The organism is Alteromonas sp. M12 (assembly GCF_037478005.1).
GTDB classification, from domain to species: Bacteria; Pseudomonadota; Gammaproteobacteria; order Enterobacterales; family Alteromonadaceae; genus Aliiglaciecola; species Aliiglaciecola lipolytica_A.
On record NZ_CP144164.1, the window covers coordinates 4391653 to 4417541 of the forward strand.

The following is a 25889-nucleotide window of genomic DNA, read 5'->3' on the forward strand; positions in this document are numbered from 1 at the left end:
AAAGCATAACATAGTTAGTGTAGCGCCTAACTCTGATCAGTCGTCAATTTCCTTCACTTCTAGACCCATCGCTTCCATTAACTCTCGAGCCTCTTTGGGAATTCGATTGGGATTGTCTTTGCGAAGATCGTCATCGTCAGGGAGTGGCTGTCCAGTAAAAGCGTGCAAGAAAGCCTCACACAACAGCTCTGAATTTGTTGCATGCCTTAAATTATTTACCTGTCGACGAGTTCGCTCATCCGTAAGGACCTTCAAAACCTTTAACGGGATTGAAACTGTTACTTTTTTTACGAGTTCACTTTTTTTACCGTGTTCAGCGTAGGGATGTATGTATTTTCCGTTCCACTTTGCCATACTGTTGCTCTTTTATCTTTCTTATAAGATGAAAGTCTAACCTCAAGTCTATTAGATGTCTAAACATCTTGACGGCTTATCATTCTCAGTTTAGTTTAGACGTCTAAACGGCTAATACCAAATTGTACGTAAAAGTACTAACAGAAAATAGATTGGTATTATTATTATTTTACATATTGGAGTACAGCATGGTCTCTTACGCACAAGGTATTGAGTCGCTAAATCAATCGCTGTCTGAGTTAAGCGATATCAATGTTTCTTTTGAATTTTTCCCGCCTAAAACGGAACAAATGGAACAAACACTTTGGAAATCAGTTGAGCGTCTAGCGCCATTGAAGCCAGCCTATATGTCGGTAACTTATGGTGCCAACAGTGGTGAAAGAGACCGGACTCATGACGTGGTTAAACGGATTCAAAGTGAAACTGGTGTGCCAGCTGTCCCCCATTTAACATGCGTAGACGCAGGTAGAGAAGAGCTAATCCAGATAGCCAAAGATTATTGGCAGTCAGGTATTAGACGAATCGTTGCACTAAGAGGCGATCTACCAGCAGGTACTGAAAAAACCGAAATGTACGCATCAGACTTAGTCGCTTTGCTAAAAGACGTAGCCGATTTTGATATTTCTGTTGCAGCTTATCCTGAGAAACATCCTGAAGCGCCCAATGCACAGTTCGATTTGCTTAACCTGAAACGTAAAGCGGAAGCAGGAGCCACCCAAGCAATTAGTCAATTTTTCTTTGATGCAGAGGTATTTTTACGCTTTCGAGACCGTGCTGCGGCGGCCGGTATAGATTTAGATATTGTACCGGGCATATTACCTGTGACAAATTATCAAACTCTTAAACGCTTTGCCGGATTTACCAACGTGCACGTACCTAACTGGTTACACAAAATGTACGATGGCTTAGCTCAAGACGATCAGACAACTCGAAATCTAATGGGTGCAAGCATCGCAATGGATACAGTCAAAGTATTAGCCAAAGAAGGAATACGAGACTTCCATTTTTATACTCTAAACAGAAGTGAATTAAGCTACGCAATTTGTCATTTATTAGGCGTTCGTGCACAAAACGGATAAACTGCTGTTGCTATAAATTAATTTTGAGAGTGGTATGACACAGCAGAACTGGTTCGCACAGAGTAAACGCTTTTTAGGGCACGTATATATTGTGTTGCGGAATGTTGTCCACCACTGTCAAAAAGATAACATTAGTGTTTCTGCTGGCCATCTCGCTTATGTTTCTCTGCTGTCGTTAGTACCCTTTATTGTTGTGTTTTTCAGCATTCTGTCGGCGTTTCCAGCGTTTTCAGAAGTAAGGCAGCACTTAGAGCAGTTTGTATTTAATAACTTCATTCCCACCTCTGGGGATGTGTTGCAAAAACATATGACAGAATTCGTCAATAATGCCTCCAAAATGGGAGCCTTAAGTATTGCGTTTCTGGTGGTGGTTGCATTAACCCTTATTTCTAATGTTGATAAAACCCTTAACAGAATATGGCAAGCTAAAAGCGAACGCCCCCGCATATACACCTTTGCCATTTACTGGATGGTACTTACTTTAGCTCCCCTTTTGATTGGGGTCAGTGTCTTGGTCAGCTCTTACTTGGTTGGTTTGGCTAACTACGCTGACGAATATACGCCAGGCTTTAGCACTGTATTGCTCAAAGTAGTGCCATTTATCACCTCAGTGATTGCCTTCTTCATTTTATACATGGTCGTACCGAACAAACAGATCAGCTATAAACATGCTCTATCAGGCGCAATCTTGGCTGCCGGTCTATTCGAATTATCCAAAAAAATGTTTTCCATGTATGTGGAAAACTTCCCTTCTTATCAAGTGATATATGGGGCAATTGCGGTTGTTCCCATTTTGTTTGTGTGGGTATATTTAAGTTGGATATTGGTTTTGGTGGGCGCTGAATTCACCCGAGCGTTGGAACGTATAATGCCAGAGGAAGACACTGGTGAAGAGCGCAATCTGATACCTGATGATGATGGCGATGAAGAAAATCATGTAAAACCCGATGATTTGCCCGAAGAGCCACACAAATAAGGTTTTAGATATTTAACCGTAAAGAGTTTAAAGGGGCAGTTTGCCCCTTAATTTAAGATTGAATACTTGATATAAACGCATTACTTTGCGAAATAGCTGAATTCATTTCTTTGATCAGAACATCAATATCTTTCTTGATTAGGTTGAATTCACCTTGCAATGCACCTACTGCGTTGGCATTTAGGTTATGTTTTAAATAAAGAACATTGTCTTGCAAAGCTGATAGCACTGGAGGCATTTTTGACTCAGCTTTACGCATAGCTGAAATCAACGAATTATAGCGTCTCTGTGTTTCTCTGAGTTGTTTTTCACTATCACGTTTTAACTTAGCATTTGAATACTTTTCAAGCTCTTCAGTCCACTCGTCAAATAATGCTTCAGCAACACTTTCCACTTTATCAATGCGATTACTAACGTTGTCCGCGGCATCTTTGCTTGCTTCATATTGACTGCTTAGATCTTCGTACACATCCTGTAAATCGCCACCGTCAAAGTTAATTAATTGACTGAATTCATCTAACGCAGAGGCAAATTGCTGTTGGGCATCTTCTTGAGAATCTTTCGCTTCTTCGACACGATCAACCAAGATATCGCGCTTTTCGACACCGAGCTTTTCCCAAGCTGCATAATATGCACTTTGGCAACCGAACATCATAAGACTAAAGATTACGACTATTATTTTTTTCATATCTATGGGCCTTTGTATTTAGCAGCATCAATTATTGCCCAAATATAGGCTATCCCAGCAATAACACCAGGAACAATTAAAAACCACAGAGCTGCACCACCAAAAAAGATGATTGCGAAAATGAGAGCAGCCAAGATTCTGCCCTGTACCAACTGCCCTAACCCTGGAAAAAAGATATTACAAATTGCAGCAATCACATTGCCGCCAGATCCTTGCCCGGCCATTTTTGCCTCCGAAATCGAGTTATTATTGAATAGAAGTCGTAAATTTTACGAATTAAGTGCTAAATTAAAGCAAATGGATTCAATAAACAAACAAAAGCGGAATTTATGAGCCATATATATCCACCGATTAAAACCTATGATAGCGAAATTTTAGATGTAGGTGACGGGCACCAAATTTACCTTGAGCAATCAGGTAACCCAAAAGGCATACCCGTTTTATATCTTCATGGCGGGCCAGGTGCAGGATTATCGCCGATGTACCGAAGTTTTTTTAATCCTGACATATACCGAATAATCGGATTTGACCAACGAGGATGTGGGAAATCGCTTCCGTTTGCTAAGCTAGAACAGAATACAACAGCCCACATACTCAGCGATATTGAAATGATTCGAAAGCATCTAGGAATAAAGAAATGGATGCTTTGTGGCGGCTCTTGGGGCACAACGTTGGCCTTACTGAGTGCTATTGCCAAGCCAGAAGCCGTTTCCGCGATTATATTACGTGGCGTATTTTTAGGTCGAAAACAAGATTTTGAATGGTTTATTGAACAAAGTGGCGGGGCTGCTCAACTTTTTCCCGAATATTATGACGAATTCGTGGAAATTGTTAAAGAAGGCGCTAAAAACGTTTCGGTAACCGACCGTTTTTATCAGATATTTTTAAATGGTGATGAACTCACCAGAGTGCATGCAGCGAAGTCTTGGTGCATGTGGGAAGAACGCATTTCCGTTTTGAATAGCTCGGTTAAGGAACATGATTTCCATCAAAATATAAGCCGTGCAGCCAGCTTGGCTTTGTTGGAATGCCATTATATTAAAAATCGCTGCTTCATTGCAGAAAACCAAATTTTAAAGAATATTCATAAAATAGACTCCATTCCAGGCACGATAATCCACGGTCGATTCGATATTGTCTGTAAAATGGAAAATGCTTACACTTTAAGTAAAGTATGGCGTGCGGGACAATTATTAATAGTACCAGAAGCCGGTCATAGCGCATCAGATCCAAGAATAAGCGATGCAATTTGTCACGCAACCGATAGAATGGCTAAATTTCTAAAAGAGAAACAATCTTGATTGCACTGATTCAACGCGTTACCCGAGCCCATGTAGAAATTGACAATGATATTGTTGGAAAAATTGATAAGGGCATGATGTTACTCTTAGGTGTCGAAAAAACAGATACCCTAGAAACCGTTAAAAAACTTGCCAACAAACTAATCAAATTAAGAATGTTTAGTGATGCTGATGGAAAAATGAACCTCAATATCCAACAGTTTGGCGGTGCTATGTTAATTGTTTCCCAATTTACCCTAGTTGCCGATACTCGTAAGGGAAATAGACCCGGATTTTCAGATGCAGCGCCTCCTGAGCTAGGTAAAGAGCTGTATCAGCAATTCGTTAACTACTGTCAGCAGCAGGGTATTGAATGTCAAACTGGCCAATTCGGTGCAGACATGCAGGTATCCCTTGTAAACGACGGCCCCGTTACATTTCATCTTCAAATAAATTAACCTGTCTATTGTGCGTGGTCTGCGATTGCGCTTTAATGATGAACATTTTTCGCGGGCAAACGTGGATATCAAGATAGGTTTTAGGTTAATTATTGAAAAAACATCCTTCTTGAATTGACCTGTAATAAAAGAGACGACTTATTTTATGTATAGAATAGAAACGCCAAAAACGGAGCAACAACTTGAAGAGTATTTCCATTTCCGTTGGGAAATGTTGAGGGAGCCATGGAACCATCCGTTAGGCTCTGAGAAAGATGAATACGAACAAGTTGGTGAGCATCGAATGGTTGTTGATGGCAACGGTAAAGTCGTTGCTGTAGGGCGTGTACATTTAAATATGTCAGAAGAAGCCCAAATTAGACATATAGCGGTTGCTAAAGAATGCCAAGGTAAGGGAATAGGCAAGTTAATATATTCGGCATTAGAAGAAGTTGCTAGACAGCAAGGTGCGAAACGATTGGTTACCAACAGTCGTCGTATATCCATCGAGTTTTTTGAAGCTTGTGGATTTGTAGTAGAAAAAGAAGCGCCAACTGAAATGGGTAAACTGAAACGTTCACAAATGATTAAAAAACTGTCAGATGTGAACCAAGTAATGCTGCACCCTAAATGGTGCCAAGATCTACAAAATACCTGGCATGAAACCATCCCGATTAGTGAACAAATGGGGATTCAACTCTATCAATACAGTGGCAAGACACTAGAAGTTAGAGCTTCGTTAAACAAGAATATTAATTTACATGGCACTATGTTCGCAGGCAGTATTTTTTCGTTGGCGACATTAACTGGCTGGGGCATGATCCATTTAAAACTGAAAGAAAAAGGATTAGAGGGAGAGATTGTATTGGGAGATGGTGATATTCACTACCATAAACCTATTACCATGCAACCCAGAGCCTTATGTAACATTGAATCCTTGGAAGGTAAGCTTGAGTTGTTAGAAAGAAATAAGAAAGTGGCGATCAAACTACAAGTAGATATTCTAGATGGTGAGTCACCAGTTGCTGAATTCAAAGGTGTGTTCTGGGTATTACCGAGTAAAATTGCAGAACCGGATTAGGTTGTTCTGTAAAAGTAATAAGCATAAAAAAAGCGCGATGAATAATTCGCGCTTTTTTATGAAGTCATTATAGGTGTTTGAACTAGCTGATTATGCAACCATGGCTGACTGCAATTTCTTCATTGCATTCTTTTCAATCTGACGTACACGTTCAGCAGACACTTCATATTTGTCAGCCAAATCTTGCAACGTCAACTTGTCATCCGACAACCAACGAGTCTGGATAATATGCTGACTGCGCTCGTCTAAGGTTTTGATCGCCGAGTGCAGACGTTTAGAAGCGTTGCTATCCCAATCAGAATTAATTACTTCGCTTTCTACATCAGTTGTTTTGTCTTCTAGAAACTGTACCGGTGCAAAACTTCCACTTTCGTCATCATCAGCAGACAAATCAAATGCTTGATCTTGGCTGCTCATTCTAGCTTCCATTTGCAGTACTTCTTTGGTACTCACACCTAACTCTTGTGCTACTTTTTGCACTTCATCGTGAGTAAACCAGCCTAGACGCTTTTTGTTTTTACGCAGGTTAAAAAACAACTTACGCTGTGCTTTAGTGGTTGCCACTTTCACAATACGCCAGTTTTTAAGCACAAATTCATGAATCTCTGCTTTTATCCAATGCACAGCAAAAGACACTAGTCTCACACCGACGGTTGGATCAAATCGCTTCACTGCTTTCATTAGGCCAATATTGCCTTCCTGAATGAGATCAGCTTGGGGTAATCCATAACCTGAGTATGATTTAGCAATATGTACAACAAAACGTAAATGGGACATAACTAGCTTTCGTGCCGCTTCAATGTCTTCATCTCGCTGCAAACGTTCTGCTAGCTGACGTTCTTCTTCCACAGTCAGCATGTTGATGCTGCTAACAGCTTGAATATAAGTTTCAATGCTGCCACTGTGAGGAACGCTTAATACCATAGCTTGCATATTTGTGCTCATGTATACCTCATTATTCGTTACAGCCCAGTATTCTATCAATACAAATGGGCAAAGCCAATTATCTATTACGTATATAGACCGCAAAAGGTCATAAATAATTCACTCAAACTGAAATTAATTGTCTCAAAAAAGACATTCAAGCTATATGGGGGCGCATATTTATATTTAAAGGTTTAATTTTAAATTAAAATAGAACACTATACTCGACTAATATTCAATCAAGTTGAACAGGTATTAGGCAAGGTTAAATGTTTTCTTACATCGCACGACAAGCTATCTTTGACCAACAGATGCAGGTATTTGCTTACGAACTACTTTTTCGAGATGGTGAGGGTAACTGTTTTCCAGACATTGAGCCGAATCAAGCGACATCAAAAATTATTACAAACAGCCACTTTTCAATAGGCGTTGAAGAAATTTCAGATGGAAAAACGGCCTTCATCAACTTTCAGACAGACACCCTACTCTATCGATTTCCCACTCTATTCGATCCGCAAACGGTTGTTATTGAGTTAATAAAAAGTGTGAAAGTATCTGAAAAGCTTATTGCAGCGTGCAAACACATCAGTGGGCTCGGCTATAAAATAGCCATAGACGATTATGATTTTGATCCCAAATGGGATCGCCTATTTTCAGTTATCAACATAATTAAGGTAGACGTTACCACCACTGACTTTAAGCTTATAGAACAAAACCTATCTCGCATTAAACAAGCTCGCATCAAATTAGTGGCGACAAAAGTTGAAAATCATGACGTGTTTTTGCGTTACTCAGCTGTTGGATTTGATTTTTTCCAAGGCTACTTTTTCGCTAAACCCGAAATCAAGAAACATAAAAACATTCCGAGTTCTAAACTCAATTTGTTGAAGTTAATGCGCGAGAGTGCAAATAGCCAATTTGAATTCGACAAAATTTGTCAGATCGTCGAAAAAGATGTCTCCCTCTCGTATATGTTGATGCGTTTTATCAACAATCCAATTATGAATAAACGCAATAAAATCAATTCATTAAATCATGCATTGAATTATATGGGCGAAATAGAGATCAAAAAGTTTATCGCGTTGGTGGCCATCGCTAATTTAGGAGATGAAAAACCACCTGAGTTAATTCATCTGTCTTTGGTTCGCGCTAAATTTTGTGAACTCATTTCTATGGCTAAGAATGATGCTGATAACCCACCTAAAGGATTTTTAGTTGGTTTATTTTCACTTTTAGATGCATTGTTAGATCAGAATATGTCAAAGTTAATAAAAAAATTACCATTAAACGACGACTTAAAGAATGCGTTATGTGGCATTGAAGGCCAACTTAGAGATTATTTAGTGGTTGCTCGAGCGTTTGAATACGGCGACTGGAACGGTGTGACACACCATTCAACTAAACTTGAACTTGATCAAGACATGTTGCATAGTTTTTACAATGAATCGATTAAATGGGCGTCAGCTATGACCCGTTCAATTCGTTAATTAATAAATCAGAAACGACAAATTAAAATTTGTATAAAATGGAATAATAGGGGCTTTTGATGTTCGCTTTTGTGGCTAGGCAACCAATTTTAGACAAGGAAAAAGAAGTATTTGCGTATGAGCTATTTTTTAGAGACGGTAAAAATAACTGTTTTCCTGACAAATTAGTTGATGCATCTCAACCTCAACCACAGAATCAATCAAATTTGAAGTTGGCGTTAGACGATATTTCTTGCCAAAAAACGTCTTTTATTAATTTCACCAATGAGACCATACTCAAGGGCCTTCCAAATAGCCTAGACCCCAATACTGTTGTGGTCGAAGTATCTGAGAACGTTGAGGGCGAAGAATCGATCATTGAAGCCTGTCAGAATATCCGTGACATGGGATTTCAGATAGCCTTAAACGAACCTAAATTGACCACTAGCAGCGAGTTACTCAGCCTCGTCAATATCGTCAAAATTGACACTTTCCAACATGCTTTTCCTAATATCGCAAAGCAGATGCCACGGTTTTCCAATGCCAAGGTCAAAATGGTTGCCGATAATGTTGATACGCTACAAAATTTCATATCCTTTAATGACTTAGGCTTTGATTACTTCCAAGGTTATTTCTTTTCAAAACCAGTTAACTTCAACCAAGCTCCATTGCCGGTCAACAAGTTATCGCTGGTTGAGTTGATAGGCGAAACAGCGAATGAAAGTTTTGGTATTGATCGTATAAATGAAATTATTGAACGAGATGTTGGCCTGTCGTATATGTTGTTGAGGTTTATTAATAACCCAATGATTAATAAACGTTTTAAAATTACGTCGTTAAAACATGCATTAAATTACATGGGTGAAGTTGAAATTAAGAAATTCATCGCCCTACTTGCACTGGCGAATCTAGCAGATGATAAGCCTATGGAACTGTTGCATATGTCTCTAGTGCGAGCCAAATTCTGTGATTTGATTGCAAAACACAGAAAGATTGGCGATAACCCGCCAACCGGGTTTATGGCCGGTTTATTTTCTTTGTTAGATGCATTATTAGATCAAGATATGCAGGAATTGGTGAATAAAATGCCAATTGTAGACGAGGTAAAATATGCATTGTGTGGTGGTAAGAACGATTTTTATCTCTACATTTTGCTGGCAAGAGCCTTTGAAAGCGCAACCTGGATGAAAGTTAGAAAAATCTCAGAAGTACTGGAAATAGAGCAAAAACACTTACACCATATGTTCAATCAAGCGGTGCTATGGGGTAATACAATTCGCCAATCAATCTCTCCACACTACCCTAAAGCGATAGCCTAGATAACGTAATTCATCTCAATATGATTTAGAGATCGAGTTATTTCGGTTCAATGCTTCTTACATGCTTATGTACAGATATCATTGAGCCGGCTAATCCTAAAAAGATTGAGACTCCCAGCATAACTAGCAGCGAAGTAATATCTAGACCTGTTAAGTCGAAGTCTTTTGCGTATTGCGCGGTTAAAGCATCAATACTACCGCCCATCCACCAAAGCAATAACATAACCGCAAACCAAGCCATCAAACCGCCTAACAAGCCATACCACATACCGGTGTACATAAATGGGCGATGTATAAATGCATCTGTAGCACCAACCAATTTCATCACCAAAATTTCATCCCGTCGACTTAGAATATTTAAGCGAATGGTGTTGCCAATAATTAACACCACAGCTAGAAATAACAAAAGAGCGACGGCATAGATTAATTCTTTGGCGATAGATAAAAAGCCGTGTAAGCGCTCTAGCCACTTAATGTCGAGTTTCCCCACTTCCACATGACGTTCACGATTAAGCTTATCTAATAGCTGTTTAGCAGCAGAGGGCGATGTATTTTGGGAGGTGGGATTGACTAAAATCACATCCGGTAACGGGTTTTCATCTAAGTAACTCAATGCTTCTCCCAAACCACTTTGTTGCTGAAATTCAAGCAATCCTTGATCGGCAGGAATATAGGTCACAGAATCGATTTCAGGCCAAAGCCCAAGTCTAGTCACTAATTGATTAGCGTCTTTGGATTGTGTCCCTTTACGTAGGAATAAGGTTATTTCAGAGGCCTGCTGCCAGTTTTCCGCAATCGATTCGGCATTTTTAACTAAAATATAGAAGGTGCTGGGTAATGTGATACTCAACCCAAGTACGCCAACGGTCATCAATGACGCTAACGGCGCTCGCCATAGTTCACCTAAGCTCCCTAATGCTTGTCTTACATGACTGACAAAAAACATGGTTATGCGCTGGAACATGCCAATTTTAGAAGAGTAAGCACCTTGAGGCCGGCCTTTAAACAGAATACTCATTAAAAATCATACTCCTTAGGCTCTTCACTATCCCACTCTTCACTCAAACCATCGGTGATCATTTGTCCTTGTTTTAAGGTCAGTGATCGGTACTTCATTCGGGCAATTAATCCTAAATCATGGGTCGCAATAAAAACAGATACGCCAGCTTGATTAAAGTCTTCAAACAAACGAATGATTTCCATCGACAATTTAGGATCTAAGTTTCCTGTCGGTTCATCTGCCAACAACAAAGGAGGTTTATTAACAACTGCTCTGGCAATACCCACGCGTTGTTGCTCCCCCCCTGAAAGCATCATTGGAAAGCTTTTTATTTTGTCTCGTAGCCCAACCATTTCAAGCGCTGCATGCACTCGTTTAGTGGTTTCTTTATGGGAGTAACCTTCAATAACCAATGGCAGTGCAACGTTATCAAACACGCTTTTATCCATTAATAATTGATGGCTTTGGAAAATCATTCCAATATCTCGTCGAATAAACGCGATTTGTCGACGATGTATGGTATTTAGATCATGGCCATTGATCAGCACGCGTCCTACAGTAGGACGCTCCATAATACTAATGAGTTTCAACAGGGTACTTTTACCCGCGCCAGAATGGCCGGTTAAAAACGCCATTTCACCGGGCTCAATATGAAAACTTACTTTGCGTAAGGCTTGTTGCCCGCCTGGATAGGTTTTACTTACCTGTTCAAACTTAATCACGTTGTTACCTGCGTCTAACTATCATTGTCTTGAAACAGTGCTTCTACAAACTGCTGATTGTCGAATGGACGAAGATCATCAATCCCTTCACCCACACCAATATAGCGTATGGGAATATCAAACTTGTCTGCGATTGCGAATATGACGCCCCCTTTTGCGGTGCCATCTAATTTGGTCAGGGTGATACCGGTTAAACCCACAGCTTCATCAAACAGTTTAGTCTGACTAATTGCATTTTGTCCTGTACCAGCATCAATAGTAAGCATGATTTCATGGGGGGCTTGCGGGTTGATTTTTTTCATGACCCGAACGACCTTTTTGAGCTCTTCCATCAAATGATCTTTATTTTGCAGACGGCCTGCCGTATCTGCGATGAGAATATCCATGTTTTTCGCTTTAGCTGACTGGAAAGCATCAAAAACAACCGACGCACTGTCTGAGCCCGTTTGCTGGGCAACCACAGGAATATTGTTCCTTTCTCCCCAAACTTGCAACTGTTCAACAGCTGCGGCACGAAATGTATCTCCTGCCGCTAACATGACTTTTTTACCTTGCTGTTGAAATTGTTTGGCTAATTTCCCGATGGTAGTGGTTTTACCAACGCCATTGACACCAACCATCAGAATCACAAATGGCCCGTCAGCTGAGTCGATTTTAAGAGGTTCACTAGATTGACCTAAAATATCCGACATTTGCTGTTTGAGAAGTTGATATAACGCGTCGCCATCTTTCAACTGCGAACGATTGGCACTTTCGGTTAACTCCTTAATAATTTTACTCGTGGTATCCATACCCAAGTCGGCAACTAGCAATTGGGTTTCGAGTTCCTCGAATAACTCGTCATCGATGCTTTTACCTTTAAATAAACTAACAAAACCACTACCTAAATTTTGTTTGGTTCGCGACAACCCGCGTTTAAGTTTGCTGAAAAACCCTTCTGGCTCCGGCTCTGGCTCTGGCTCTGGCTCTGGCTCTGGCTCTGGCTCTGGCTCTGGCTCTGGCTCTGGCTCTGGCTCTGGCTCAACAGGATTTTGTTGGGTTGCAGCTATTTCGTCAACAACTTGGGGCTGTTCAAAAATAGTAACCGGGGAATCAATATTCTGTTCGACACTCACCGTTGCAGCAGCATTCGATTCTAACGCTTTAGGCTGCTCGTCCGAGGATTCGGATGCAGGAGATTCTTGCTTTCCGGTATCTTCTTCACTGACATTCTGTAACGTCTCATCTTGCTCGACAGATTGATTTGATTTTTCATCTTTATCTTTATTGAACCAGCGGAAAAATTTAGACATGCTTTAGTTAATTCTCTTGATAATGTGAGTCTGGAGTTTTGTCTTTATTAATAAACAAAAATCGACTGATATAAAGTTTATTGATAGCAACCTGACTTTTCAAAAAGTGTGCATGCAGAAAAGCGACTAAAGGTATACACTATCGTCCAATTTTGACAATCATAGCATTTCTTGGATTCATGAAGCGAGGCGTAAAAAAGCAAAATGCCATCACCGGCTCAATCCGGGTGATAAGTGGCAAGTGGCGTGGCAGAAAGCTACCAGTTTTAGCGGCACAAGGTTTACGTCCGACAACCGATCGGACCAAAGAAACCTTGTTCAATTGGTTAATGCCTTATGTAAATGAAAGTCGTTGTTTAGATATGTTTGCTGGCAGCGGCAGCCTTGGCTTTGAGGCACTTTCAAGACATGCTACTAGTGCAACTTTTATTGAGTTAGATAAGGTCGCTGCGCAGTTAATCAGTAGCAATCTAGAAAAACTGCAAGTATCCGAGCAACAAACTAAAGTCATAAATGGGAATAGTCTTGAGGTTTGCGATAGACTAAAAGATACCTTTGATTTAATTTTTATTGATCCGCCGTTTAATGCCGGTTTAGTGCCCAAAGCAATCGATGTAATCCAAGCAAATCACTTAACCGTTACCGAAAGTGTTATTTACATCGAATGTGAAACGCAAAACCAGCACTACCAAGTTCCAGATAATTGGCGCTGTATCAAAGAAAAATCGACTCAGAGTGTGTCTAGTAAATTATTTATTGTGAATTAATCTCAATTCCGATATTCGATACGCCTTCACTGGTCGCCATTTCGCGTAGCACTTTCACACTTTTTGCCCCTTCAGGCATTGCGACTATTTGTTGCACCAATTCATTTTGAAACGCCACTTCCCACTGCATTAATGGGTGCTCTTTTATTTCTTGAGCACTCAACGACTGATCAGATACTAGTTCAACAAATGCTTCGACACTCCCTTGTGATAATTTGGAAACTATCACCGCACCTTGAGGTTCATCATTGGTTATCAGCGACATTATTGCAGCCAAAGAAATTGCCGCATCAATTGCTGGATATACACCGAAGCTATCATGTTCAGCAGCATCGGGAGTCACATCTTCAATTTTTTCCAACTGTAAAGCGAAATTAATTTTCGAGCCCGTACGAGACAACCACTGCCAAATCGATTCCAAAGACTTGTGGAATTGACCTTCATCATCGAATTCAGCTGTTTCGCAGAATAGCTGGAAATTAGGCTTCATACGTTCAGTTAAAGTGGCAGCGTATGCAACGGCATGCCAGCCAGTTAACTCACGAACTTTTTGAAATGTATTTAATTTAGAGGTCAATTGGTCACTCCCAGTGAAAAGTAATTACCTACGCCGTCGAGAAACATTTGTATCGACAACATAATCAAAATCATGCCCATTAAACGCTCAATCGCGATTAAGCCACGCTCTCCAAGAATCTTAAAAAATACACCAGAAAACATGAGAATGCTCGCGGAAACAGCCCAAGCTGAAAAAAGTGCTAACGACCAATCGAACATCCTTAGAGGATCTTGGTTAGCAAGCAATATCAGAGCAGCCAATAACGAGGGACCGGCAATCATTGGAATAGCTAAGGGAACAATAAAAGGTTCCTGCTCAGTTACATCGTCGTCATGGCTCCCTTTATTAGGGAAGATCATGCGAATTGCAATCAAAAATAAGATAATACCACCAGCAATGCTAACCGCTTGTTGTTTCACATTTAGGAAGTCCAACACGGCTTGTCCACTGAATAAAAAGATGAACATGATCAATAATGATAAAACCAACTCTCGCGCTAACACCTTACGACGACGTTTAGGCTCAATTGATTTCAAAATGGACATAAATATTGGTAAGTTTCCTAAAGGATCCATTATTAGAAATAACATTACCGCTGCAGACCAAATATCCATTATACCTCCATCAATTCGAATTTCGCGGCATTGTAAACCTATTTAGGGTATATCCATAATCGAATCCAAAACTATCGTAATTTCATAGGCAACCAAGCTTGGAAATCTAAACAAGCGATTAACTAGCAATATGACAACTTTACGCTTTGATTAAGTAAAAATGCACAATAGTGGAGGCTCCGATGAGTTTAATCAGCGTAACCGAGGTAGCTAATTTTTTAGGAGTAAAAAATCAAAGAGTTGAGCGTTTAGAAAGAGAAAGTCTGTTAGCTTCTAAGGCGAAAGATAGTCAAGGTAAACCCTTGTTTGATAGAAACGAAGTGGAAAAATATAAAGAGTTTGCTGAGCGTGTAGGTGGTATTTAAAAGCTAGCTGGTATCTACAAATGATTTAACCAGCAGTTGCTAAACGGTTCACCAATAAATTAGTGAACCCTAAGTCTAGTTGAAAAAGTCACTTCTAAGCGTCTAATAACGCCTGTGCAATTCCTCTTATTCCGATTCCACTGCCACCAGCAGGCATATGACTAGTACCACTGCCATTATAAGCCGCTGCTAAGTCAACATGAATCCAACCTTTACCTTGATTACCAACAAAACGTGACAAGAATCCAGCGGCGTTAGATGCACCACCGGCACCGCCACCTTTTTGTGCACGACTGTTTGCAGTATCAGCAAAAGGTGATGGACATTTATCTTGGTGCCATAACTCTAAGGGAAGCGGCCACACTGGCTCATTTTGTTTTTCTGATTGAATAATAAATTGTTGTAGTGCAGGTTTATCAAGTGAAAAAACTGCATTGTAATCTCCACCGGTAGCAGCAACAGCTGCACCAGTGAGAGTAGCTGCGTCAATAATTAAAGGTGCATTGGTTTCACTGGCTGCCATTAAACCATCCGCCAACACTAAACGTCCTTCAGCATCAGTATTAACAATTTCCACTGTCACACCGTTTTTATAGGTTAAAATATCACCCAATTTATAAGCATGCCCACTGACTAGGTTCTCAGCACAACATAAGAATAATTTAACCCGCTTGTTCAATCCTTGCATGATGGCCAGTCCAAGTGCACCAACTACCGTTGCCGCCCCGCCCATGTCGCACTTCATGCTCAACATGCCTTCACTACTTTTCATGCTGTACCCGCCACTATCAAAAGTAATTCCCTTACCCACTAAAGCCGCAGCTACAGCTGCATTTTCATCACCGCTGGGGTTGTAATCAACTTCTAATAGAACCGGGGGTCGTTCACTGCCTCGGCCAACGTTATATATGCCCACCCAGCCAGCTTTTGCCAACTCTTCACCGACACAGTATTTTACAGACACTTTGTCACCAGATAGCTCTGTTAGCCAGTCTACACTGCGTTTAGCCAATTCTTCCGGTGAAAGTTTTTCAGGCGTTTCATTGACTAAATCGCGGGTAAAACACAGCGCAGCGTAACGTTTTTCTAAGCTTTCTTTGTCACTATTTTCTAACCATTTAATCTCAGCAGCATTGCGTGCTCGACGATAACTAAATGCCAATGCCCATTGTTGTTCTTCACTCCAATCTCCAGATAAAGTGACGCCAGACAGATTCATTCCATCCAGTTTACGGGCAACCACCGCAATTTTGGACAATTGAGTATCCGTAGCATCTTCAGGGTTTAAGTGAATGGTGGCGGTTTCTGCAGCAAAACTAACTAATGCATTATCTCCCCAATGGGCTGAAGCGGGTTGATAACTGAGTTCGACTAAAAGATGTGACATACTGGTTTCCTTTTTCTTTGGCATCCATGATTAATTAGACTAAATCATGGAACAGTGTGCGCAGTCTAAAGCGCATGATATGAGAGGTAATATGCTGTTCCCCACTCCACTTATCAAGGGTAAGTTAATAAAACGCTATAAACGATTCTTAGCTGACGTGGAACTTTCTGATGGTTCAATCGTCACCGCTCATTGCCCAAATACAGGTGCCATGACGGGTTGCGGCGACCCCGGCTTTGAAGTGTGGTTAAGTCCATCGAATAACCCTAAACGGAAACTCGCATACACTTGGGAGCTAAGTAAAAATCACCAAGGCGACTGGATAGGGGTCAATACCCACAATGCGAATAAATTAGTTGCCGAAGCTTTTGCCCAATCAAAAATCAAAGAATTAGCTGAATACCAAGGGATTAAACCAGAGGTAAAGTACGGAGAAGAAAATAGCAGAATAGATTTTATGTTAACCTCTGACAATCTGCCCGATTGTTATGTTGAAGTAAAATCAGTTACATTACTGAGGGACGGGATTGGTTATTTCCCTGATGCAAAAACCCAACGGGGCAGTAAACACTTACGTGAACTAATTGTCATTGCTCAAGCTGGGAAACGCGCTGTATTGTTGTTTTGTAGTCAGCATACTGGCATCAAAAATATCCGAGTTGCTACCGACATAGATCCGGAATATTCGGCGACTTTACAAGCAGCAATGGCTGCGGGCGTACAAATTATCGCCTACGGCTGCAAAATCTCTGAAGAAAAACTACAATTAAATCAGCAACTAAGTTTCGATCTGTAAAAAAAAGGTTGATTTTTTATCTAAGGAGTCTATGTTTGCGAGTCGTAAAAAACAGCTCACCGTTTTTTATTCAAAAAAATTGGTATTTACTAGGCCAATTTTACCGCTGATAAGCGTAACAGTTACATATATTCGACCAAGCCTAATTTGCTAGGATAATAGCAATCTGCTATATATCCTCATTCGCTAAACAACGTTTGTGTCGTAGTGTAGGAGAATTGGCACATGCCAACTGGAAAAGAAAAAAGTTTAGGATTAATAGCACTAGCTGGTCTAACTCCTTATCAGGAGAAAGACGGCGAAGAGTATATGAACGATGCTCAACTCGAGCATTTCCGTAAAATATTGTCAGCATGGCGCTCTCAACTTCGCGAAGAAGTAGATCGTACTGTTCACCATATGCAGGATGAAGCGGCCAATTTCCCAGATCCAGTAGATCGAGCGGCTCAAGAAGAAGAATTCAGCTTAGAACTTCGTACCCGCGACCGTGAACGTAAGTTAATCAAGAAAATTGAAAAAACGTTAAAACGAATTGAAGAGGACGACTTTGGTTTTTGCGATGCATGTGGCATTGAGATTGGTGTAAGGCGATTAGAAGCTCGACCTACCGCTGATTTATGTATCGATTGTAAAACCCTAGCTGAAATTAAAGAAAAACAGCTACAAGGTTAATTTTTTTAAGTCGATTCCAAAGCCGCTAACCTGCGGCTTTTGTTGTTTCTAGAGCGTTAACTTTAAGTTGGTGATTATTTATGAACCAAACAAGTTATATCGGTCGATTTGCACCAAGTCCATCTGGGCCACTGCATATGGGCTCATTAGTGACCGCTCTGGGAAGTTTCTTGCAAGCCAAAGTGAATAACGGCAAGTGGCTACTACGCATTGACGATATTGATCCGCCAAGAATCATGGCTGGCGCAATAGAAAGTATTCAGTTGACGTTAAAGGCCCATGGTTTGATTTGGGATGACGATGTCATTTTGCAAAGTCAAAACAGCCAATATTACGAACATATTTTATCGCAACTCAGTCGCCAAAATTTACTTTATCCTTGTGAATGCACACGAGCGCAAATCAAGGCTATTGGCGAATTCTATAGCGGCACTTGTAGAGATAAAAAACAGATACAAGCCCCATATTCCCTTCGGATAAAAAACCAATTTAACATATCGCAGATAAACGATGTTCGATTAGGACAACTCGAAGTAAATAGTAACGCAACCCAAGAAGATTTTATTGTTAGGCGCAAAGATGGATTGTACGCCTACCACCTAGCATCTGTGGCTGATGATATAAATTTAGGCGTTACCGAAATAGTTAGGGGAGAAGATTTAATAACGGCCACAGCATGCCAGTGGGCGTTATTTAAGACCTTGGGCAAGGCTCTGCCTCAATGTTTGCATTTACCATTGGTCAGGTCAGCTGACGGGCGCAAATTCAGTAAACAAAATCATGCGCCGGCATTGAATCTTAATAAAACAGAAGAAAACCTCATCGTCGCCCTGGATCATCTTAATCTACCTGTCCCTAAACATATTCCACAACAGACTCAGGCTATTTTAGATTGGGCAATTCAAGCTTGGGCTGACTCGACTCCATAAGTTGATAGAAGGCGCTAGTCACCCCGTTAGTCCAACCGAATCCATGCTGTACCTCGTACTCACCACCTTGCGCAACATGGTCAATTTCTTTGACGTTATATTTTTCCATTAAACTTCCATGGGCCTGAAAATAATGTTCTACGTTAGCGAGCCAGTTTTGCATGATCCGTGTCGCCAATTCATTCTGTTGGTATTGCTGTAACCCTTTAACAGCAAACCAATGTAATGGCGCCCAACCGTTTGGTGCGTCCCATTGCTGGCTACTTTGACACAAAGTGGTAAGCAAACCTCCAGCACATAGAAATTCGTTTTCCAATCGACTGGCCACGGCTTCGGCCTGTTCATGATTGGCAAGGTTAACGAATAGAGGCAACACACCGGCAAGAGACATCACCGCAGATTGACTGGTTGTTTTCAGATTAAAATCCCGATAGAAGTTATCTGTAGAATCCCAAAAGTAAGATTGTATGGTTACTTTACGAGTTTCCGATTTTTGCTGGTAAAGCTGACTTTTACTTTTTTGCCCTAACAAGTCCCAATACTGACTCAATAACACTTCAAGCTGATACAGCAAACAATTGAGATCAACAGGGATAATATCGGTAGTTTGGATACTTTGCAGATCTTCTGGATCCGCTAACCAGCGCGAACTGAAATCCCAACCTGATTCGCATGCAGCACGAATATGCCGATAGAAAGTGGATTTTTCATGGTCTTTTTTATGCTCAGCAGAATCTATATCCTCAGCATAAGATTCAGGTCGAGGACAAGCTTGCTCATCCCAATAGCGATTCAAAATCCCGCCATTTGGCATTCTGACTGAACGACTATGAGTTTGAAAAGGTTCACTCAACTGTTCAGCACCCGCCATCCAAAACGCATATTCAGAATCCATGGCTTCTACGCATTCCTTGAGAAAGTCTAGATCCTTATAGTTGCCCTCAGACCTGAACAGCATGTCTACCATTAAGCCCAATACTGGCGGTTGGGAACGACTAAAATAATAACTGCGATTACCATTGGGAATACAGCCAATATCTTTCTGCAATTGAATAAAATTTAACACCATCGATTTGACTAATTCTTTGCGTCCAGAATTGAGCAAACCTAAAGAAGTGAAATAACTATCCCAATAATATATTTCCCTAAATCGACCGCCCGGCACCAAGTAAGGAAATCGCAGTGGCAAAAGAGAATCTTTGCTGTCGGCATCTGGCTGCTTTTGTAAAAGTGACCATAAAGCTTCAATGTGTTCAGCAACGGTTTGATAACGAACATTTTCGGCCAGCTTTATCGGTTCGGGAAAGCTAAAATATTGCTCAACAAACTCTGCCAATTTGAAATGACCAGATGCTGATTGCTGTTCATATTGTTGGTAAATTTCATCCCAATCGGTTTTAGGCGTGGCATCTGCAAAGTGTTTACTGTCGGTAAACAGACCCGATGTTTGGACCTGATCAAATAATGCGCTGCTGAAAAAAGCCAAGCTTTGCTCAAAATTACCAGCGGTTTGACGTCCTATTAAAGTGCTCATGCGGCCTCTTCTATGTCGCGGCTTGAGAAAGGTGAAATTCGACCAGTTGAGCGTTTGAATAAAAATAGCGTGATTGCAATCAGCGCCATCGGTATCAAAGATAAATAAAACGCCCGTTGACCACCAAAAGACTCAAATACAATGCCGGTAATTATCGACCCTGTTGTTCCCCCAAGGGCGGAAAAGACCACGATTAATCCGGTCATGGGCGCATGCAGTGCTTTTTCTAGCGAACTTAACATCACTGAATTGATAACCGGATAAATAGGTGCCATCAGTAACCCCACAAGAGGTAATAAGTAGGCAGCGAGTGGTGCATCAAAGACGCTGGAGATAGTGCTGATTTGGCCAGCATTTTGAACTGTATTGGCCATCGGCAGACACAACAACATCAATATGGCCATAAAAATTAAACAGATATTCAAAAACTTGTACCAATTCATGAAACGCAAAACTTGTCCTGCCAATAAACGTCCTATGGCGATAGCAGCGGCAAAAATACTGGTAATCTGAATACTGACATCTAAAGGTAAGTGCAATATTTCGTTGTTAAATGTAGGTAACCAAGTACCTATCCCCTGTTCAATTAAAACGTAAAAGAAAATGGATAACACAAATACCAAAACCAGAGGTCGGTAGGTGAGCTTAATCATCTCCATAAAATCGTCGATCAGGGGTCTAGTAAGTTCAGCTTTTGGCGCTTTTTTTATCGGTGAAAAAAGCACGGCTAATGCGGTTAAGACTGTGAATCCTGCAAGCCAATAATACACCTCCATCCAACGTAAAGAATGGGGAGCTTCTGCATCGATAAATCCGCTAAATAACCAGTAACCTGACAACACCCCCAGCATAAAAATACCTTCAATGGTATTCAGCAGTGATGCATGGCTTTTAGTATCATCTGACAACTGACCGACGATGCTATAAACCGAAACTTTAATTAGCGCGAAAGCCGTTCCGATACAGGCAAATAAAATTTGGATCATCATAAAGTCGGCAAACAACGGAGTGAGCGCACAGACCGCAGCAACCAATATTAAGGCTGCCATCATCGCCAGTTTGTAACCCACTCTAGGCACAAACGCTGCAATGGCAAAAGACACAAAGGCAATAGAAAGATCCTTGAATCCTTCTAAAGAACTGGCGATGGGCTTGCTGATATCGAAACTATTAATCGATTGTAGAATGACCGTCCCTACACTATTGAGCAAGATAGCAAAAATAAAATAACAAGCCGCAATGGCAAATATGGTCATAAATCTGGGCATTGAAATCACCATTAATGGCTATAATTTTGCTCCAAGTTAAGCAATTGATTAACTTCGAGCACTGTTGTGAAATAACGGATATTAGCGATACTCGATTACACCTAAATAACCTCATTAGTCACCTTCTAACATGCTCCATGAAGTGTCATTAACTCAATAAGTGACGCTAATCTTTGTTAAACATATGTAAAAATGCAATCGATTGCAATTATTTTTTATTCGGGTCTATAATCAGCCTAGATAAAAATAAAGTGGTGCGTAGCCGATGTTAAGCCGATTCGGAATGTTGGATGAATTCAGGTAATGATATTTTGCATCATTTAACCTGCAAGCTAACATCAATAGGGTGTACAATAGTGAATAGTATCAAAGCATTAAGAGTTTTCCTCTCTACTGAAATATCTATTTCAATGGAATTGCCATGAACTGCAGTATTTGGAGATAGTCATGACAAAAAAAGTTCGTTCGCTTTCCGATTTAGCAAAACTCGCTGGGGTTTCAGGTTCAACTGCTTCTAGGGCGCTGAATAACAATAAGTTAATTAGTGCAAAAACCCGCGAGAAAATACAAAAGCTCGCGGCAGCTCACGATTTTAAGATTAATACCGCGGCCCGAAACTTCCGATTGAAAACCTCTAACACCATTGCCGTTGTGATTATTAAAAGCTCCGAACATGATCAATCTTTTACTGACCCCTTTGTATTGAATATCGTTGGCATAATTGCCGATGAGCTAAGTCGTCATAAATACGATCTGTTATTGGTGTCCCACAATATTGCTCAAACCAGTTCTCTAGATGATTATTTTACGATGAACCGCGCTGACGGACTGATTGTGTTTGGTCAGGGTGACGATATGGATGCATTTGATAAACTAATAAATCATCAAAAACCGATAGTGGTTTGGGGTGGTCAATCAAAGAACAGCGACTATGTGACTGTTGGTACTGACAATTTCATGGGTGGGGAATTGGCTACTCTACATTTAGTCAAACAAGGATGTGAGAATATTGTCTTTTGTGGCATGCGTTCCTTTGAAACAGGTTTGCGTTTTGCAGGTTATCAACAGGTTTTGAAAAATGCACAATTGCAACAACCCAATCCGTTAGACATCCACTTTACCTTTGAAGATGCCTACAAAGTAACCTTAGCCTTATTGAAAAATAATCAGTTTAATTACGACGGTATAGTCGCGGCCAGTGATTCAATAGCCTTAGGTATGATGCGAGCATTGAACGAACAAGGAGTTAGTGTCCCCGAGCAAGTGGCAATAGTGGGATATGATGACATTTCAGTGTGTGCATTCACACAACCTTCACTAAGTTCGATTCATCAAGACACCCAAAAAGGCGGGGAAGCTTTGGTCTCTGCTTTACTGGATTTACTCAACAAAAAGCCTGTTGACTCTGTGGTGCTAGATACCCAATTAATGATAAGAGATTCTAGTTGTCGTAAATTAAACTAGACATAATTTAGATGTATTAGTTGTATTCACAGCCAATTTACTGGCAACTAGCTATATCAACAGATAGAAAATACTCTTCATCCAGTATATCATTGCGCGCCATTAAAATTATTTGTGTTATCAGGAGCCAACGCATCATTTCTCGAGTGATCAAAAAGGTCAAAAATGCTTTGACAAAAAACGCTGACGAATACCATTCGGATTTACTCAATCCGAAGGTTATCACTCGCGGTGAGCATGGCATTTCTAGAAAAGGTATCAGTGATAATGCCCTGAAAGTATTGTACCGCCTAAATGGCGCAGGATTCGATGCATACTTAGTAGGCGGCTGTGTACGTGATCTTATTATGGGACTGCAGCCAAAAGATTTTGATGTCGTTACCAATGCCACTCCTGATGAAGTCAAAGCGCTATTTAGAAACTGTCGTTTAATTGGCCGCCGATTTCGTTTAGCCCATGTCGTTTTTGGTCGTGAAATTATTGAAGTAGCCACATTTAGAGGCCATCACCAAAACTCGGATGACGAAAAAGGCAAAAAACCTGCAGAGGTGCTAGGCAAACAAAGTCAAGAAGGTCAAATTCTCAGAGACAACGTTTTTGGCAGTATTGAAGAAGATGCAGAACGTCGCGATTTCACAGTAAACGCGATGTATTACCGCGTCACCGACTTTACGGTGACCGACTTTGCCAATGGCATGCAAGCAATCAAAGACAAACGTTTAGAGCTGATTGGTGACCCTGAAACTCGTTATCGTGAAGATCCGGTTAGAATGTTACGGGCAGTGCGATTTGCAGCCAAACTGAATATGCAAATCAGCCAAGAATCCGCCGCTGCAATTCATCAATTAGGCAGTTTATTAAACAACATTCCGCCTGCTCGCCTGTTTGAAGAAGTCATTAAACTGTTTATTTCCGGACAAGGTTTAAGAACCTTTGAATTAATGCAGGAATATGATCTTATCCAACCGTTATTTCCACAATTAGCGCCCTTGCTAAAAGGCAGCGACAGTCGTGAAAATCAGTTTATTAGAAAAATGCTGATGAATACTGATAACCGGATTAATACCGGTCAAAGAGTAACCCCCGCATTCATGTATGCCGCATTTTTATGGTATCCAATTGAAGAACACTGTCAAAAGCTCATGGACGAAGCAGGTTTGAATCATTTCGATGCATTCAATATCGCGGTCAACGATGTGCTTCACCGACAAATACAACGCATTATGATCCCCAAACGTTTTTCCAGCATGATGCGAGAAATTTGGCTTTTACAATTGCGTTTACCAAAGCGTTTCGGCCGCAGAGCCTATCAAATGTTAGAACATGCCCGTTTCCGTGCAGCCTATGACTTTTTGCTGATTCGTGGACAAATTGAAGGGGGTAAACTGCTTGAGTTAGCTGATTGGTGGACTGAGTTTCAAGAGGTTAGCCCAGATAAACGCAAACAAATGTTAGTTAAACTCCGAGAAGCTGAAGGCGGGCCCGCTCGTCGCACTCGCCGCCGTCCCAAAAGTAAGAAACCCAGCGCCTCCTAATGCAACCCGTAATTAGTTACATAGGTTTGGGTAGCAATTTAGCCGAGCCTGATCAGCAACTGCAACAGGCGTTGCGTGCAATTGACGGTCTCAAAGACACGCACATAAAACAATGCTCAAGTTTTTATGCTAGCAAACCTATGGGCCCGCAAGATCAACCTGATTATGTGAATGCTGTGGTATCAATAGCAACACGATTAGCGCCTTCGGAATTACTCTCCAGCTTACAAACAATTGAACTGACCCATGGCAGACAGCGGAAATCCGAACGCTGGGGACCTAGAACCCTAGATTTAGATATTATTTTGTATGGCAATGAACAAATTCGAAGCGATGATTTAGTCGTGCCCCATTACGGTATGAAAACACGGGAATTTGTACTATACCCGTTACGTGAGATAGCTCCTGAACTCGTGTTACCATGTGGTGACTCTTTAGTTTCTATACTAAAAAGCGTACCTGAAAATGGGCTCGAAGTAATCAGAACAAATGTGACATGGAAATAATCAAAAGTGAGCAACCATCTAATTTTGTTGCACTTTTCAGTTAGCAGAGGTGATTATTATGACTAAGAAAGTAACTACGTCAAGCTTGTTTAAAATGAAACAAGAGAAACAAAAAATCACAGCGCTAACCGCTTATGATGCCAGCTTCGCCAAGCTATTTGACGAGCAAGGTGTTGATGTGATTTTGATCGGTGATTCACTGGGCATGGTGCTGCAAGGCTGCGACGATACCCTATCTGTTACCATAGATGATATCGCTTACCACACGAGATCCGTTCGTAAAGGAACAAGTCGTGCTTTTGTGGTGGCCGACATGCCATTCATGACATATGCAACGCCAGAACAAACCTATGCCAATGCTGCCACTCTAATGGCCGCTGGCGCTAGCATGGTTAAAGTAGAAGGCGGAGACTGGCTGAATGATACCATTAAGGGGCTAAACTTGCGTGGCGTGCCTGTGTGTGGCCATTTAGGCCTTACTCCACAGTCAGTGCACGTTTTTGGTGGATTTAAAGTCCAAGGTCGTGGCGACTTGCAAGCAGAACGATTGTTCGAACAAGCTGAAGCATTGGCACAAGCCGGTGTTCAGATGTTGGTTTTAGAGTGTGTCCCAGCTCCTTTAGCTGAGAAAATTAGCAAGGCAATTAATATTCCTGTAATTGGTATAGGCGCCGGCGCGCATACCGATGGTCAAATCTTAGTAATGCACGACATGTTTGGCATTAGTGCCAATTACATGCCCAAGTTTTCTAAAAACTATTTAGAAATCACCGGGGATATGCGCGAAGCAGTTAAGGCCTATATTGAAGAAGTGCAAAATGGCGTTTTTCCAAGCGCAGAACATAGCTTTAACTAATAGCTAAGAATATATAGGA

General features: G+C 41.0%; 28 protein-coding genes. 16 read left to right on the plus strand and 12 right to left on the minus strand.

Annotated elements, in window-relative coordinates; translation table 11 throughout:
- Positions 1–36: 36 nt before the first annotated feature.
- Positions 37–354, minus strand: a complete 318-nt coding sequence (gene metJ / locus VUI23_RS18875) for a met regulon transcriptional regulator MetJ (RefSeq protein WP_216049143.1) — start codon at positions 352–354, stop codon at positions 37–39.
- 188 nt (positions 355–542) lie between these two features.
- Here metJ and metF point away from each other — a divergent pair, with 188 nt between their 5' ends.
- Entirely contained in the window at positions 543–1433 is an 891-nt protein-coding gene (gene metF, locus VUI23_RS18880) for a methylenetetrahydrofolate reductase (RefSeq protein WP_342805423.1), read from the plus strand.
- Between the two features lie 34 nt (positions 1434–1467).
- Entirely contained in the window at positions 1468–2409 is a 942-nt protein-coding gene (locus VUI23_RS18885) for a virulence factor BrkB family protein (RefSeq protein WP_303502274.1), read from the plus strand.
- A 52-nt stretch (positions 2410–2461) separates the two neighbouring features.
- Here the strand turns inward: VUI23_RS18885 and VUI23_RS18890 are convergent, their stop codons facing one another.
- Complete coding sequence (locus VUI23_RS18890; RefSeq protein WP_216049146.1) at positions 2462–3097, minus strand: DUF2959 domain-containing protein; 636 nt, start codon at positions 3095–3097, stop codon at positions 2462–2464.
- Between the two features lie 2 nt (positions 3098–3099).
- On the minus strand, positions 3100–3321 hold the full coding sequence (locus VUI23_RS18895) for a hypothetical protein (RefSeq protein WP_216049147.1): 222 nt from the start codon (positions 3319–3321) through the stop codon (positions 3100–3102).
- A gap of 105 nt (positions 3322–3426) precedes the next feature.
- Between VUI23_RS18895 and pip the strand changes: the two genes are divergently transcribed.
- The 3 genes from pip (at position 3427) to VUI23_RS18910 (ending at position 5895) form a co-directional block, all read left to right on the plus strand.
- Positions 3427–4398 (plus strand): prolyl aminopeptidase, encoded by a 972-nt coding sequence (gene pip, locus VUI23_RS18900; protein WP_342805425.1) that lies wholly within the window; start codon positions 3427–3429, stop codon positions 4396–4398.
- Entirely contained in the window at positions 4395–4835 is a 441-nt protein-coding gene (gene dtd / locus VUI23_RS18905) for a D-aminoacyl-tRNA deacylase (RefSeq protein ID WP_342805427.1), read from the plus strand. The genes pip and dtd overlap by 4 nt, the downstream gene beginning before the upstream one ends.
- A gap of 145 nt (positions 4836–4980) precedes the next feature.
- Positions 4981–5895 carry a bifunctional GNAT family N-acetyltransferase/hotdog fold thioesterase gene (locus VUI23_RS18910; protein ID WP_216049150.1) on the plus strand — a complete coding sequence of 305 codons (915 nt, stop codon included), beginning with the start codon at positions 4981–4983 and terminating at the stop codon, positions 5893–5895.
- 90 nt (positions 5896–5985) lie between these two features.
- Here VUI23_RS18910 and rpoH read toward each other — a convergent pair whose 3' ends face one another.
- The gene (rpoH, locus tag VUI23_RS18915; protein WP_216049151.1) at positions 5986–6840 is read right to left on the minus strand and encodes an RNA polymerase sigma factor RpoH; all 855 of its coding nucleotides are present in this window, start codon (positions 6838–6840) and stop codon (positions 5986–5988) included.
- A gap of 248 nt (positions 6841–7088) precedes the next feature.
- Between rpoH and VUI23_RS18920 the strand changes: the two genes are divergently transcribed.
- Positions 7089–8306: an HDOD domain-containing protein gene (locus VUI23_RS18920; protein WP_342805429.1), complete on the plus strand. Its 1218-nt coding sequence runs from the start codon at positions 7089–7091 to the stop codon at positions 8304–8306.
- Between the two features lie 59 nt (positions 8307–8365).
- On the plus strand, positions 8366–9604 hold the full coding sequence (locus tag VUI23_RS18925) for an HDOD domain-containing protein (RefSeq protein ID WP_216049153.1): 1239 nt from the start codon (positions 8366–8368) through the stop codon (positions 9602–9604).
- A gap of 37 nt (positions 9605–9641) precedes the next feature.
- Here VUI23_RS18925 and ftsX read toward each other — a convergent pair whose 3' ends face one another.
- From ftsX to ftsY, 3 genes are read right to left on the minus strand one after another with little or no spacing between them, the layout of a single operon-like run.
- A complete protein-coding gene (gene ftsX / locus VUI23_RS18930) occupies positions 9642–10622 on the minus strand; it encodes a permease-like cell division protein FtsX (RefSeq protein WP_342805431.1) in 981 nt (326 codons plus the stop codon).
- Positions 10622–11326, minus strand: coding sequence for a cell division ATP-binding protein FtsE (ftsE, locus tag VUI23_RS18935; protein ID WP_216049155.1), 705 nt, complete (start codon positions 11324–11326; stop codon positions 10622–10624). Before ftsE ends, ftsX begins: the two co-directional genes overlap by 1 nt.
- Positions 11327–11340: 14 nt before the next feature.
- Positions 11341–12618 carry a signal recognition particle-docking protein FtsY gene (gene ftsY, locus VUI23_RS18940; protein ID WP_342805432.1) on the minus strand — a complete coding sequence of 426 codons (1278 nt, stop codon included), beginning with the start codon at positions 12616–12618 and terminating at the stop codon, positions 11341–11343.
- A 179-nt stretch (positions 12619–12797) separates the two neighbouring features.
- Here ftsY and rsmD point away from each other — a divergent pair, with 179 nt between their 5' ends.
- Positions 12798–13385: a 16S rRNA (guanine(966)-N(2))-methyltransferase RsmD gene (gene rsmD / locus VUI23_RS18945; RefSeq protein WP_216049156.1), complete on the plus strand. Its 588-nt coding sequence runs from the start codon at positions 12798–12800 to the stop codon at positions 13383–13385.
- Here the strand turns inward: rsmD and VUI23_RS18950 are convergent.
- Both VUI23_RS18950 and VUI23_RS18955 read right to left on the minus strand, forming a co-directional pair.
- Positions 13372–13962: a YjaG family protein gene (locus VUI23_RS18950; protein ID WP_216049157.1), complete on the minus strand. Its 591-nt coding sequence runs from the start codon at positions 13960–13962 to the stop codon at positions 13372–13374. The genes rsmD and VUI23_RS18950 overlap by 14 nt on opposite strands.
- Positions 13959–14558, minus strand: a complete 600-nt coding sequence (locus tag VUI23_RS18955) for a YhgN family NAAT transporter (RefSeq protein WP_216049158.1) — start codon at positions 14556–14558, stop codon at positions 13959–13961. Before VUI23_RS18955 ends, VUI23_RS18950 begins: the two co-directional genes overlap by 4 nt.
- Positions 14559–14740: 182 nt before the next feature.
- Here VUI23_RS18955 and VUI23_RS18960 point away from each other — a divergent pair, with 182 nt between their 5' ends.
- Positions 14741–14923, plus strand: coding sequence for a helix-turn-helix domain-containing protein (locus VUI23_RS18960; protein ID WP_342805434.1), 183 nt, complete (start codon positions 14741–14743; stop codon positions 14921–14923).
- 94 nt (positions 14924–15017) lie between these two features.
- Here VUI23_RS18960 and pepB read toward each other — a convergent pair whose 3' ends face one another.
- Positions 15018–16310 carry an aminopeptidase PepB gene (pepB, locus tag VUI23_RS18965; protein ID WP_342805436.1) on the minus strand — a complete coding sequence of 431 codons (1293 nt, stop codon included), beginning with the start codon at positions 16308–16310 and terminating at the stop codon, positions 15018–15020.
- Between the two features lie 91 nt (positions 16311–16401).
- Between pepB and sfsA the strand changes: the two genes are divergently transcribed.
- The 3 genes from sfsA (at position 16402) to gluQRS (ending at position 18707) form a co-directional block, all read left to right on the plus strand.
- Positions 16402–17106, plus strand: coding sequence for a DNA/RNA nuclease SfsA (gene sfsA, locus VUI23_RS18970; protein WP_303501893.1), 705 nt, complete (start codon positions 16402–16404; stop codon positions 17104–17106).
- A 225-nt stretch (positions 17107–17331) separates the two neighbouring features.
- A complete protein-coding gene (gene dksA / locus VUI23_RS18975; RefSeq protein ID WP_216049161.1) occupies positions 17332–17778 on the plus strand; it encodes an RNA polymerase-binding protein DksA in 447 nt (148 codons plus the stop codon).
- A gap of 80 nt (positions 17779–17858) precedes the next feature.
- Complete coding sequence (gene gluQRS / locus VUI23_RS18980) at positions 17859–18707, plus strand: tRNA glutamyl-Q(34) synthetase GluQRS (RefSeq protein ID WP_303501885.1); 849 nt, start codon at positions 17859–17861, stop codon at positions 18705–18707.
- Here the strand turns inward: gluQRS and treF are convergent.
- Both treF and VUI23_RS18990 read right to left on the minus strand, forming a co-directional pair.
- A complete protein-coding gene (gene treF, locus VUI23_RS18985; RefSeq protein WP_342805438.1) occupies positions 18661–20241 on the minus strand; it encodes an alpha,alpha-trehalase TreF in 1581 nt (526 codons plus the stop codon). The two genes, gluQRS and treF, sit on opposite strands and share 47 nt — an antisense overlap.
- Positions 20238–21509: an MFS transporter gene (locus VUI23_RS18990; protein WP_342805440.1), complete on the minus strand. Its 1272-nt coding sequence runs from the start codon at positions 21507–21509 to the stop codon at positions 20238–20240. The genes treF and VUI23_RS18990 overlap by 4 nt, the downstream gene beginning before the upstream one ends.
- A gap of 447 nt (positions 21510–21956) precedes the next feature.
- Between VUI23_RS18990 and VUI23_RS18995 the strand changes: the two genes are divergently transcribed.
- The 4 genes from VUI23_RS18995 (at position 21957) to panB (ending at position 25870) form a co-directional block, all read left to right on the plus strand.
- Complete coding sequence (locus tag VUI23_RS18995) at positions 21957–22973, plus strand: LacI family DNA-binding transcriptional regulator (RefSeq protein ID WP_342805442.1); 1017 nt, start codon at positions 21957–21959, stop codon at positions 22971–22973.
- A 221-nt stretch (positions 22974–23194) separates the two neighbouring features.
- The gene (gene pcnB / locus VUI23_RS19000; protein ID WP_342808321.1) at positions 23195–24508 is read left to right on the plus strand and encodes a polynucleotide adenylyltransferase PcnB; all 1314 of its coding nucleotides are present in this window, start codon (positions 23195–23197) and stop codon (positions 24506–24508) included.
- Positions 24508–25014, plus strand: coding sequence for a 2-amino-4-hydroxy-6-hydroxymethyldihydropteridine diphosphokinase (gene folK, locus VUI23_RS19005; RefSeq protein ID WP_342805444.1), 507 nt, complete (start codon positions 24508–24510; stop codon positions 25012–25014). Before pcnB ends, folK begins: the two co-directional genes overlap by 1 nt.
- 58 nt (positions 25015–25072) lie before the next feature.
- Positions 25073–25870, plus strand: a complete 798-nt coding sequence (gene panB, locus VUI23_RS19010) for a 3-methyl-2-oxobutanoate hydroxymethyltransferase (RefSeq protein WP_342805446.1) — start codon at positions 25073–25075, stop codon at positions 25868–25870.
- The last annotated feature ends 19 nt before the right edge of the window (positions 25871–25889 follow it).